Annotated in this window: 10 protein-coding genes; 8 read left to right on the top strand and 2 right to left on the bottom strand. The window is 66.6% G+C overall.

Annotated features, from left to right (window positions below):
- From H4P35_RS10005 to H4P35_RS09980, 6 genes are all read left to right on the top strand, one after another.
- The gene (locus tag H4P35_RS10005; protein ID WP_226848851.1) at window positions 1-1605 is read left to right on the top strand and encodes an AMP-binding protein; all 1605 of its coding nucleotides are present in this window, start codon (window positions 1-3) and stop codon (window positions 1603-1605) included.
- A gap of 13 nt (window positions 1606-1618) precedes the next feature.
- Complete coding sequence (locus tag H4P35_RS10000) at window positions 1619-2362, top strand: GntR family transcriptional regulator (RefSeq protein ID WP_108696996.1); 744 nt, start codon at window positions 1619-1621, stop codon at window positions 2360-2362.
- A gap of 161 nt (window positions 2363-2523) precedes the next feature.
- A complete protein-coding gene (locus tag H4P35_RS09995) occupies window positions 2524-3753 on the top strand; it encodes an ABC transporter substrate-binding protein (RefSeq protein ID WP_370638977.1) in 1230 nt (409 codons plus the stop codon).
- 163 nt (window positions 3754-3916) lie between these two features.
- The gene (locus tag H4P35_RS09990; RefSeq protein ID WP_226848847.1) at window positions 3917-5137 is read left to right on the top strand and encodes a hypothetical protein; all 1221 of its coding nucleotides are present in this window, start codon (window positions 3917-3919) and stop codon (window positions 5135-5137) included.
- Between the two features lie 49 nt (window positions 5138-5186).
- Window positions 5187-5624 (top strand): NUDIX hydrolase, encoded by a 438-nt coding sequence (locus tag H4P35_RS09985; RefSeq protein ID WP_226848846.1) that lies wholly within the window; start codon window positions 5187-5189, stop codon window positions 5622-5624.
- 60 nt (window positions 5625-5684) lie between these two features.
- Window positions 5685-7079 (top strand): GntP family permease, encoded by a 1395-nt coding sequence (locus H4P35_RS09980; RefSeq protein ID WP_152384053.1) that lies wholly within the window; start codon window positions 5685-5687, stop codon window positions 7077-7079.
- Here the strand turns inward: H4P35_RS09980 and H4P35_RS09975 are convergent.
- Window positions 7058-7969, bottom strand: coding sequence for a LysR family transcriptional regulator (locus H4P35_RS09975; RefSeq protein ID WP_226848844.1), 912 nt, complete (start codon window positions 7967-7969; stop codon window positions 7058-7060). The two genes, H4P35_RS09980 and H4P35_RS09975, sit on opposite strands and share 22 nt — an antisense overlap.
- Window positions 7970-8094: 125 nt before the next feature.
- Between H4P35_RS09975 and H4P35_RS09970 the strand changes: the two genes are divergently transcribed.
- Entirely contained in the window at window positions 8095-8838 is a 744-nt protein-coding gene (locus H4P35_RS09970; RefSeq protein WP_226848842.1) for an SDR family oxidoreductase, read from the top strand.
- A 322-nt stretch (window positions 8839-9160) separates the two neighbouring features.
- A complete protein-coding gene (locus tag H4P35_RS09965) occupies window positions 9161-10045 on the top strand; it encodes a crotonase/enoyl-CoA hydratase family protein (protein ID WP_175156749.1) in 885 nt (294 codons plus the stop codon).
- 24 nt (window positions 10046-10069) lie between these two features.
- Here H4P35_RS09965 and pdeR read toward each other — a convergent pair whose 3' ends face one another.
- Window positions 10070-12067: a cyclic di-GMP phosphodiesterase gene (gene pdeR / locus H4P35_RS09960; protein ID WP_128828042.1), complete on the bottom strand. Its 1998-nt coding sequence runs from the start codon at window positions 12065-12067 to the stop codon at window positions 10070-10072.
- Between the last annotated feature and the right edge of the window lie 241 nt (window positions 12068-12308).

Below are 12308 nucleotides of genomic sequence, written 5' to 3'. Positions count from 1 at the left end.
ATGCCGCTGTCCCACTCTACGTTCTCCCAACACCTGGATGCGCTGGCGGCCCGTCAGCCCGATGCCATCGTGCTGATCGACCGCGACCAGCCGCTGCGCGTTGCCGACCTGCGCGCGCGTAGCCGCGCGTTGGCGGCTGGCCTTGCCCGCATCGGTGTGCAGCCCGGCCACCGCGTCGCCGTCTGGCTGCCCAATTGCGCCGCCTGGGTCGAAACCTTTCTGGCGTGCGCCCATCTGGGCGCGCTGGTGCTAGCCGTCAACACGCGCTTCCGGTCGGTGGAGGTGGCCGACATCCTGGGCCGCGGCCGCGCCGACTGGCTGGTGTACTGGCCCGACTTCAAGGGCATCGATTTCCAGGGCATCCTGGATGGCGTGGCGCCGGTGGATGCGGAGCCGTTGCAGGGCGCGGTCGCGCTGGCCGGACCGGACGAACTGCCCCCGGCATCGCTGCACGGCAAACCGGTCCACCGGTACGACGCCCTGCTGGCCTGCGCCGACCCCGCGCCCGCCGCCCACCCCAATGCCGGCGTGCTGTGCTTCACCACATCCGGCACCACCTCCAAGCCCAAGTTCGTCCTGCACGACCAGAAGACCCTCTTGCGGCACGGCGCCATGGTCGCGCAGGCGTTCGCCTACGACGACCGGGCCTGCGTGCTGGCCAGCGCGCCATTCTGCGGCGCCTTCGGGTTTGCCACGCTGGTGGGCGGCCTGGCCCGCGGGGTGCCCGTCGTCTGCGCGCCCGTTTTCGATGCGGCCCAATCGGCACGCGCCATCGCCCGCCACGCCGTCACGCACACCTACGCCAACAATGAGGCCCTGGTCGGCATGATGCAGGCCGCCGCGCCCGGCACGTTCTCGTCCGTCCAGTTGTTCGGGTTTGCCAGCTTCACGCCCGCGCTGGACAACATGCTGGACCTGGCCCGCGCGGCCGGCGTCCCGCTCACCGGCCTGTATGGCTCCAGCGAACTGATCGCGCTGGTGGCCGGCCAGCCCCGCGATCCCGCCGAAGGCGACGTGTCGGCGCGGCACCAGCCCGGCGGCACGCTGATCTACCCGGGCGCCCGCGTGCGGGCCCGCGATCCCGAAAGCGGCCAGGTGCTGCCGCACGGCCAGTCCGGCGAGATCGAAATCCTGTCGCCCAGCCTGATGCTGGGTTACCTGGACAATCCGGACGCCACCCGCGCGGCCCTGACGGCCGACGGCTACTTCAAGACCGGCGACCTGGGCTATACGCTGACCGACCGGCAATTCGTGTTCCAGACCCGGATGGGGGATTCGCTGCGGCTCTCGGGCTTTCTGGTCAATCCGGTGGAGATCGAGCAGGTCGTCGAAGCCCTGCCTGGCGTGCGCGCCTGCCAGGTGGTGGGCGCCACGCGCCACGGCAAGATCGTGCCCTACGCCTTCGTGCTGCTGCACGCAGGCGCCCAGGCCGACCCGGCCGGTTGGACCGCCGCGTGCAAGGCGGCCATGGCGGGTTTCAAGGCGCCCGCCGGGTTTACCGTGCTGGACGCCTTTCCGTCGGTCGAGAGCGCCAACTCGGTCAAGATCCAGAAGCACCGGCTGCGCGAGATGGCGGACGCTATGCTTTCGGGTTCCGCGTCATAACCCTCCGCCCGCCATGCCCGCCCGCAAGCTTTTTTCGCGCAGTCCCCAGCCGCTTTATCTGCAGGCCGCCGCGCTGTTTCGCAGCCACATCCAGAACCGGACGTGGCGGCCCGGACAACAGATTCCGCCGCTGGAATCGCTGATGGAAACCTACGGCATCTCGCGCGCGACGATCCGCCAGGCGTTCGGCCTGCTGGAAGAGGACGGCCTCATCCGGCGCTCGCGCGGGTCGGGCACCTTCGTGAATGCCGAGCTGCCGGAAACGCCCACGCTGCTCATTCCCAAGACCTGGGCCGAAACCGTCGAGCTGAGCAACCAGCTGGGCACCGTGTCGCTGGTCGAGTCCAACGCCGACTCCCCCCTGCCCGACACGCTGGGCATGCCGTGCGGCGCCGACCGCAGCGGCAGCTTCCAGTACCTGCGGCGCATCCACACGACCGATGCCGGCCCCTTCTGCTATAGCGAGGTCTTTCTGGACAGCGGCCTCTTTCGCAAGCATCGCGCCCGCATCCAGAAGAGCACCGTCGCGCCGGTGCTGGACCAGTTCTACGGGGCGCGCATCTCCGAGGCCCGCCAAGTCCTGAATGTGATCGAAGCGGGCCAGGAATCGGCCGAATCGCTGCAGATTCCTGTGTCCTCGCCCGTGGCCGAGCTGCGCCGCTATGCCTGCATCGACGGCCGCGTGGTGTATTTCGCGCGGCTGGAATTTCCGTTTCGCAAAGTGCGGATGGAATTCGACCTGCTCACCAACCGCTGACCCGCTTCAAGGAGACCATCGCCCACCCATCGCCCGCCCGCTGTCCCAACCCCACACAAGGCGCCAGATCAATAAAACCAGGACACGCGCCCGCACTATCCGAAAAGAATCCGGCATACAGGGAGACAACCATGAAGCATGCCGACAAGACCCGGATTTCAATGCAGTGCCGCAGCAAGATCATCCAATTGTTTACCGCCACGGCGATAGCTGCCGCCGCCGGCGCACACGCGCAGTCGCCTGCGCCCGCCGTCTCTGACGACGTCGTGCGGCTGGGCCTGATCCTGGACATGAGCGGCGTCTATGCCGACGTGACCGGCAAGGGCAGCGCCACCGCCGCCGAGATGGCGATCGCCGACTTCGGCGGGACCGTGCTGGGCAAGAAGGTGGACCTGCTGGTGGTGGACCACCAGAACAAGGCCGACATCGCCGCCGCCAAGGCGCGCGAGTGGTACGACACCCAGAAGGTCGATGCCATCATGGACGTCGCCGGCTCCGCGCCCGCGCTGGCCGTGCTGGAAGTGGCGCGCGAAAAGAAGAAGATCGTCGTCTTCAGCGGACCGGGCACCGAGCGCATCACCAACGACCTGTGCTCGCCCTATTCCGTGCACTACACCTACGACACCTGGTCGCTCGCCAACACCACCGCGCGCGCCACCGTCGAGCAAGGCGGCAAGAGCTGGTACTTCCTGACGGCCGACTACGCGTTCGGCCACACGCTGCAGGCCTCGGCCACCGACGTCGTGAAGGCCAACGGCGGCACGGTGCTGGGCGCCTCGCGCCACCCGCTGGGTTCCAGCGACTTTGCCTCGTACCTGTTGCAGGCGCAAGCCAGCAAGGCGCAGATCGTCGGGCTGGCCAACGCGGGCGGCGACACGGTCAACGCCATCAAGGCGGCCAGCGAATTCGGGCTGACCAAGGGCGGGCAGAAGATGGCGGGCCTGCTCCTGTACATCAACGACATCCACGCCATCGGCCTGGACGCCGCCGCGGGCCTGACGCTGACGGAAGCCTTCTACTGGGACATGAACGACCAGACCCGCGCCTGGTCGCAGCGCTATTACGACAAGCTCAAGAAGATGCCCAACATGAGCCAGGCGGGCACGTATTCGTCGGTGATGCACTACCTGAAGGCCGTGCAGGCGGCGGGCACCGACGAGCCCACTGCCGTCATGAAGCATATGAAGGCCACCCCCATCAACGACTTCTTCGCCACCAACGGCCGCATCCGCGAGGACGGCCGCATGGTCCACGACATGTACCTGTTCGAGGTGAAAAAGCCGTCGGAGTCCAAGCGGCCGTGGGACTACTACAAGCTGGTGGCCACGCTGCCCGGCGACCAGGCCTTCATGCCGCTGTCCCGGTCGACGTGTCCGCTGGTGAAGAAGTAGCGCGGCAGGCGGTCCCGCGGCAGGCGCTCCCGCGGCAGGCGGACGCGGCTGATGGCATCCGCGGCGGGTAACCCCCGCCGCGGGATACGCCCGCCGCGGGTAACGCCCGCCGCGGGAAACGCCCGCCGCGTTATCCTTGCGGCTTTGCCTTCGCCGCTCCGACATGCCACACCGCGCAGCCCGCATCATCGAGGGAAAGATTGACCAGATCCGGCTCGCAACGCCAGTCCGGCGAAACGATGTCTTCCTGCGGATCGGCGCGCAAACCCTCTGGGGGCCCGGGCTGGACCCATCGCACATCGCCCAGCTGCGCGCCTTTCACGACAAAGGCACGGCCGTGCGCATTGGCGTGCTGGAGGCCCAGCATGGCCTGAACCGCTTCTGTTGGGCCGTGCCGGCGCAGGGCGATCCCATTGCTCCGCTCACCTACCAGACCGCGCAAAGGCGCAGCGGGCGCGAGGCCGCGATCTGCGGCGCCGTGGGCGTGACCGCGCTGGGTGCAGCGTGGCTGTCCGGGATCGCGACGCTGCCGCGCGTATTCCTGATGGTGTTCGCGCTGGTGATCGCCTTGATGGGGCTGGTACTTGCCGCGAATGCCTTGCATGTCCTCTGGCACAACCGCCGCGAGCGGCCGCGCATTCTCGCCAGCGAGGCGCAGTTCGATCCCACCCGGCGGCCAGCGGCCATGGCGGCCACTTCAGCTGCGCCAGCCGCCCCGCGTCCCCGGCAGGAACCCGCTGCGCTGACGCAGGATGGCGATCCGCCCCTGCTCCTGATCCGGGGGCAGCTCGACGGGATCACGCATGAAACGCGGCATGTGCACAAAGGCCCGACCTACGGCCACTATCGCTTTTCCATCCAGGGCCGCGCGTTCCTGATGACGGTCGATGAATCGCTGGGAAGCTGGCAGCCGTTCCTGGCGCAGGACGATGCCGTTGAAATGGCCGTCAACGCCCTGTCGGTTCCGGGCGAACCGCATGCGGTGTATGCGCTGCGCAATCTGGAGGACGGGCGGGCCTACCTGTGTCACCTGCGATTCCGCGCCATTCCCGGCCGCGACACGCCGGTCGGCGTCGGCATGAACCAGCGCGCGCCCCTGCTCAAGGCCATCGGCGGCTTGATGCTTGCGGTCTGGCTGTTTCTGATTGGCCTGATCTGGTTCATGGACGCCGACGCGCTACAGGGCGATTTTCCGGAACTCGCGCTCTTCATCCTGGGGATGTTCCTGCTGGTATGGCTGTGCTTTGCGTTGCCGCTTCTGTGGCTCGACATTCGGTGGCGCATGGGCAGGCCGACGCGGCGCCAGCGCATCACCGAACGCATCTACGCGCTGCTCGGTCTGGGCACGCCGTTCGCCCCCAGCCAACGCATCGAAGAGGTGTGAACGGACCAGCGTATCCTTGCCGCATGCCTGACTGCCGCTGGAGACCCGCATGACCCAACCCGCCCCGCGCCCCATCGCCGCCACCATCGCCGCCGTCGTGCGCGACGGCCACGTGCTGCTGGTGCGCCGCGCCAATCCGCCCGATCAGGACCGCTGGGCGTTTCCGGGCGGCAAGATCGATGCGGGCGAACGCCTTCCCGATGCGGCCGCGCGAGAGTTGCTGGAAGAAACGGGCGTCACGGCCGAGCCGCTGCACGTCTTCGACGCCGTCGACGTGTTCGACCGCGACGACGCAGGCGCCCTGCGCCGCCACTTCATCCTGATCGCGGTGCTGTGCCGCTGGGTGTCAGGCGAACCGGTCGCCGGCGACGATGCCCGCGACGCGCGCTGGGTGTCCCTGGACGATCTTGATGCCCACGCGCTGGCCGCGAGCTTTGGGGTGGCGGAACTGGCGCACAAGGCGGCGGATTTGATGGCAGCGCGCTGACCGCCCGATACGTTAAGGTGTAGCCCCACACCCCTTGTCTCTTCATTCCTGGAGTACCGAATGACCGGATTGTTCATCGTGGTGGCGGCGCTGGCGTTTCTGATGCTGGCGGCGTATCGAGGCTACAGCGTCATCCTGTGCGCGCCCATTGCGGCCATGGGCGCGGTCCTCCTGACGGACCCGTCGGCGCTGGCGCCCGTGTTTTCGGGCATCTTCATGGAGCGCATGGCAGGCTTTGCCAAGCTCTACTTCCCCGTGTTCCTTTTGGGCGCCGTGTTCGGCAAGCTGATCGAGCTATCGGGCTTCTCGCGCGCCATCGTGCAGGCGGTACTGCGGCTGATCGGCGCCGAGCGCGCCATCGTGGCCATCGTGCTGGTGTGCGCGGTGCTGACTTACGGCGGCGTGTCGCTGTTCGTGGTGGTGTTCGCCGTCTACCCGTTTGCCGCCGAGATGTTCCGCCAGGGCGGCATCCCCAAGCGTCTGATGCCCGGCGCGATCGCGCTGGGCGCCTTCACGTTCACCATGACGGCGCTGCCGGGCACGCCGCAGATCCAGAACATCATTCCGACGACCTTCTTCGAGACCACGACCTGGGCCGCGCCCTGGCTGGGCCTCATCGGCGCCACGTTCACGCTGACCGCGGGCATCGCCTACCTGGAATGGCGCCGCAAGCGCGCCGCCGCGGCCGGCGAGACCTACGGCACGGACCTGCGCAACGAACCCGCCACGCCCCCTGCCGAACGCAATCACCATCCGCTGATCGCGCTGCTGCCGCTGGTGGTGGTGGGGGTGATGAACTTTCTGCTGACGCGCTGGATCCCGGGCTGGTACCCGGCCGGTTCCGAAGTGGACTTGCCCGGCCTGCCCAAGCCCCTGCCCGTCAACGCGGACGAACAGGTGGCGCTATGGGCCGTAATGGGTGCGCTGATCGCGGGCATCGTCACCATCCTGCTGTTCTCGTTTCGCGCCATCAAGTCGCATTTTGCCGAGGGCAGCAAGAGCGCCGTGTCGGGCGCGTTGCTGGCCTCGATGAACACCGCGGCCGAGTACGGGTTCGGCGGCGTGATTGCCGCGCTGCCGGGCTTTCTGCTGGTGGCGCAGGCCCTGAAGGCCATTCCCGATCCGCTGGTCGGCGAAGCCGTGGCGGTGACGACGCTGGCCGGCATCACCGGATCGGCCTCCGGCGGCATGAGCATCGCGCTGGCCGCGATGTCGCAGACCTTTATCGACGGCGCCCTGGCGGCCGGCATTCCCATGGAAGTGCTGCACCGGGTCGCTGCGATGGCGAGCGGCGGCATGGACACGCTGCCGCACAACGGCGCGGTCATCACGCTGCTGGCCGTCACGGGCCTGACGCACCGCCAGTCCTATGGCGACATCTTCGCCATCACCCTGATATCGACGCTGTCGGTGTTCCTGGTGATCGGCGTGTTCTACCTGACCGGCATCGTCTGATCGAAGGCGGCGGCAAACACGCCCGCCAGCCACTGCGTGAACACGCGCACCCGCGCCGGCACCTGCCGGTTCTGCGGCGTCAACACCGACACCGGCATCGGCGCGGGCGGCGCGTGGGGCAGCACGATCTTCAAGTGCCCCGCCGCCAGTTCGCGTTCCACGCGATAGCGCGGCACCTGCACCATTCCCAGGCCCGCCAACGCCGCGCTGGTGTAAAGCTCGGCGCCGCTCACGCTGACCACCGCGCGCGGGCGCACCTGCACGATGCGGCCATCGACCCAAAAATCCAGCGGCGTCGCGCGGCCCGTGGCGCTGGACACGTAGTCCACGGCCAGGTGCTTTTCCAGCGCCTGCACGCTGTCCGGCATGCCGTGACGGGCCAGGTAGGCGGGACTGGCCACCGTCACCTGCGGCATCTGCGCGATCGTCCGCCCGACAAGCGTCGAATCCTGCAGCACGCCCGCCCGCAGCACGCAATCCACGCCTTCGCGCACTAGGTCCACCAGCCGGTCGTCTTCGCCCAAGTGCAGGGCAATGTCGGGATAGCGCTTCAGAAAGTCCGGCAGGCCGGGCATCACGAAAAAGCGGGCAAGCGTGCCCTGCGCATTGACCCGGAGCAGCCCCTTGGGGGCCGTATCCAGGAACGCGCCATCGGCCTCCTCCAGGTCGGCCAGCAGGCGCACGCACCGCCGGTAGTGGGCCTCGCCGTCGTGCGTCAGCCGCACCTGGCGCGTGGTGCGCTCGAGCAGGCGTGCGCCCAACCGGGCCTCCATGCGCTTGATCAGGTTGGTCACCGTGGCGCGCGGAATGCGCAGGTCATCGGAGGCCTTGGTAAAGCTGCCGCGCTCCGCAATGCGCACGAACACCTGCATTTCCTGGAATCGATCCATGCCTTCGGTTGCCTGCCGCGCAGGCCCATTGTTAACGCAAATGAAATTATCTTAGCAAACGCAGGCTAATTATCTTTCGAACGGAATAGTCGATCATACGCCTCACCCCTTCACGGAGAGATCCCATGACCGACCAAGCTTCCCAACGTGTTGCCCTCGTCACGGGCGGATCGCGCGGCATCGGCGCCGCCATCGCGCGCCGCCTGGCCAATGACGGCTTTGCCGTCGCCATCAACCATGCGTCCGGCGCGGCAGACGCCGACGCCCTGGCCGCCGACATCCGGCAGGCCGGCGGACGTGCCCTCGCGGTGCGTGCAGACGTCTCCAAGCCGGATGCGGTGCGCGCGATGTTCGATGCCGTCACGGCCGAATTCGGCCGCCTGGACGTGCTGGTCAACAGCGCGGGCGTGCTGCAGGTGCAGCCGCTGGCGGACACCAGCGACGACCTGTACGACCGGACGTTCGACATCAACACCCGCGGCACCTTCAACACTTTGCGCGAGGCGGCCGCCCGCCTTGCCGATGGCGGCAGCATCGTCAATGTGTCCAGCACCACCGTCGCGCTCAACCTGCCCGGCTACTCGGTCTACATTGCCAGCAAGGCCGCGGTCGAAAGCCTGACGCAGGTCTTTGCCAAGGAACTGCGCGGCCGCCAGATCAGGGTGAATGCCGTCGCCCCCGGCCCCGTCGCCACCGAGCTGTTCTTCAAGGGCAAGAGCCCCGAGCTGATCGAGCACTACGCCAAGATGCCGCCGCTGGAACGCCTGGGCCAACCGGATGACATCGCGGGCATCGTCTCGTTCCTGGCGGGACCGGACAGCGGGTGGGTAAATGGGCAGATCGTGCGTGCGAATGGCGGCGTGGCCTGAAAATTTTTCGTGAGCGCTGACGCCTTCCTGCGGCGCGCTCTCATCCCAACGCACGAGCCCGGCCAGTCGGCCGGGCTTTTCTTTCACGGCGCTGAACGCCGCATATTTGCTGCTGTCCTCATCCGTTCTACCCATGCGTGCCTCGGCCGATGGACCGAGGGGCTGTTGCGGGTTTTGAAATTTTCCGATCGCGCGCTCGGGACTTTGCATTACAGAAAAGTCTGGCCAGTTGGACGAGGTTTGCATGAGACGGAGTGCCTAAGCCGTGGTTTAGCCTGACCCGGCAGTACTCCGACTCACCTTGATCGATTGGACGAAAGCAATGAATCAACTCATTCATCCGGACTGCCACCCCTTTACCGCCGCAGGCAATCTGAAGCAGATCTCCGCGTATTACGAGGAAGGTCGCCGTGTCATGTGGATGATGCTGCGCGCGCAACCGCGCCCGTGCTTTAACCATGAACTCATCGACGAGATCATGACCCTGGCGCGCGCCGCCAAGGATTCCGGCCTGCCCATCGACTTCTGGGTCACCGGTTCGCTGGTGCCCCAGATCTACAACGTTGGCGGCGACCTGAACTTTTTCGCCGAGGCCATCCGCACCGGCAAGCGCGAGGCGCTTCGGGCCTATGCCCGCGCCTGCGTCGACTGCGTGCATGCCGCCACGCGCGGTTTCGATACGGGCGCCATCTCGCTGGCCATGATCGAAGGCACCGCGTTGGGCGGCGGCTTCGAGGCCGCGCTGGCCCACCACTTCGTGCTGGCGCAGAACAATGCGCGCATGGGCTTTCCCGAAATGGCGTTCAACCTGTTTCCCGGCATGGGCGGCTATTCGCTGGTCGCGCGCCGCTCGGGCATGAAGCTGGCCGAAGAGCTGATCGGCACCGGTGAATCGCACACGGCCGAGTGGTATCACGGCCGCGGCCTGGTCGACGTGCTGTTCGAGCCCGGCGAAGCCTACAAGGCCACGCGCACCTTCATTGACGTCATGCGCCCCAAGCTCAACGGCATGCGCGCGATGCTGCGCGCCCGCCAGCGTGTGCTGAGCCTGTCGCGTTCCGAACTGATGGATATCACCGAGGATTGGGTCGAGGCGGCCTTCTCCATCGATCCGAAGGACCGCGCCTACATGGAACGGCTGGTGATGGCGCAGAACCGCCGCACGGCAGGCAGCTCGGAGGCCACCGAAGTGGCCACCATGCACTGATCCGGCGGCGCGCCGCCGGTTGCGTCACGCAATGAGATGCAGCCGGCGGCGTTGCGCCAGCCAGGCGGTGAACTCTTCCGCCGGCATGGGCTTGGCGTACAGATAGCCCTGCTTGGCGTCCACGCCCAGGGTGTCCAGGAAGACCGTTTCTTCCTGGGTCTCCACGCCCTCGGCGATGACCTTGAGCTCCAGCGTGCGCGCCACCGCGACGATGGCGCGCGCCAGCGCCTGCGACACCGGATTCTCGTTCACGCCGCGCACGAAGCTGGCGTCGAGCTTGATCGCGTCCAGCGGAATGCGCGCCAGCTGCGACAGCGACGAATAGCCCGTGCCGAAGTCGTCCAGGTGTACGCGCGCGCCCAGTTGCCGGAACTGCTTGATGAGTTCGATGGCGGCGTCTTCATCGTCGATCAGGCAGCTTTCCGTCAGTTCGATATCGAGAAGGCAGGGATTGAGGCTGGCGTCGTTGATGGCCCGCATGAATTCGCTGACCACGCCCTTGTCGTCCAGCTGGCGGGCCGACATGTTGATGGCGATGCGAAGGTTCAGGCCGTCGCGCTTCCAGGCCGCCGCCTGCCGCGCGGCTTCGCGCATCACCCAGACACCCAGCGGCGAGATGAGGCCCGACTCCTCGGCATACGGAATGAAGGTGTCGGGTCCGACCATGCCGCGCTCCGGAGAGCGCCAGCGCACCAGCGCTTCCACGCCGTCCACCTCGCCGGTGCGTCCCACCAGCTTGGGCTGGTAATACAGCATCAGGTGATTCTCGGCCAACGCCTTGCGCAGATTGGTATCCAGCCACACGTAGTCCGCGTTGCGGCGGTCCATGTCGGGCTGGAACACGCGGTACGTATGGCGGCCCGCTTCCTTGGCCACATACATGGCGATGTCGGCGCTGCGCACCACGCTGTCCAGGTCGGCCCCGTGGTCGGGGTACATGGCGATGCCGATGGAGCAACTGGTGTAGACCTCGATGAGGCCTTGGCGGAAGGGCTCGCGCAGCCGGTCGATGATGCGCTGCGCGGTGGCCTCCAGCTGCCAGGCCTGCGCCTCTTCCTGCAGCACGATGAATTCGTCGCCGCCCAGGCGGGCCAGCGTCTGGCCATCGGAAAGGCAGTTCGAGATGGCGACGGCCACGGCTTTCAACAGCCGGTCGCCGAAGCCGTGGCCGTAGTGGTCGTTGATGCGCTTGAAGTTATCCAGGTCCAGGAACAGCACCCCGCCCCGCCCTTCCCGGCCGGCGTCCAGCGCGGCCTTCAACCGCGACGTGATCGCGTGCCGGTTGGGCAGGTTGGTCAGCATGTCGGTGTTGGCAAGCACCCGCAGGCGCTCCTGCGCCTGGCGTTCCTCGGTGATGTCCGTGCCCGAACAGATCAGGTAGACGCGCTTTTCGCCGCTGCCGCTGGTGACGAACTTGTTGCGGAACAGAAAGAGGCGCGGCCCCTTGACGGTGTTGATCGTGCGCTCGACCTCATACGACTGTCCGCGCTTGTAGAACTCGGCAATATTGCGGCGCGAGGCGATGGCTTCTTCGCGCGTCATGAACATCTCGAAGACGCTGCGGCCCACGATGTCCTGTTCGCGCTTGCCGGTGTATTCCTCGCTGAGCTTGTTAAAGCGCTGCACGCGGCCGTTCTGGTCGACGATGACGATGACTGAATTGGCTTCCGACACCACCGTTTCCGCGAACGACAGGCCTTCTACGAGGTCCTTGGCGACGGATTCGGTATCGGTGTGGGCCGATGCGGTGCCGGCCCATTCATTCGGGTTGATCTTGCGGCCCACCAGGTGCAGGTGCAGCAGATCGCCATACAGCATGATGTCGATGCGCACGCTGGACGTGATGCCAGTCAGGCTGCGCACGGCCTCGGCCTGATCCGGGCGCAAGGCCATTGCGATATTGGTCGCGCCCTTGACTGCGGCGAGTTCAATCGCATCGCTATCGGCGGACAACCGCCAATATGGGCTCTGCGTACCGAAATGCGTGTGCAGGATCGACTTTTCGTCCTGGTTCTCAGTCATTGGTATCCCCCCGCCGTCCTAAGGCCCGCGAAACACATTACGGGCTACTGAATTTGGGGTCAACCATCTTTGCGGCGGTGCAAACCTGTTTATTGCGGTTTATTGCACCGCCGTTCCCGCAGCTTTGCAATTGTCTGAAATACAGTTGCTTTCCCCGCGCAGCCGGCGTGCGACGGGAATCGATTATTTCGCTTCCTTTCAATACCCGCAAAAACGACAACGCCGGAAACCCTTGGCGGAT

The organism is Achromobacter sp. 77, from assembly GCF_020541125.1.
In the GTDB taxonomy this organism is placed as follows: Bacteria; Pseudomonadota; Gammaproteobacteria; order Burkholderiales; family Burkholderiaceae_B; genus Achromobacter; species Achromobacter mucicolens.
This window is presented reverse-complemented; position numbering and strand designations above follow the sequence as displayed.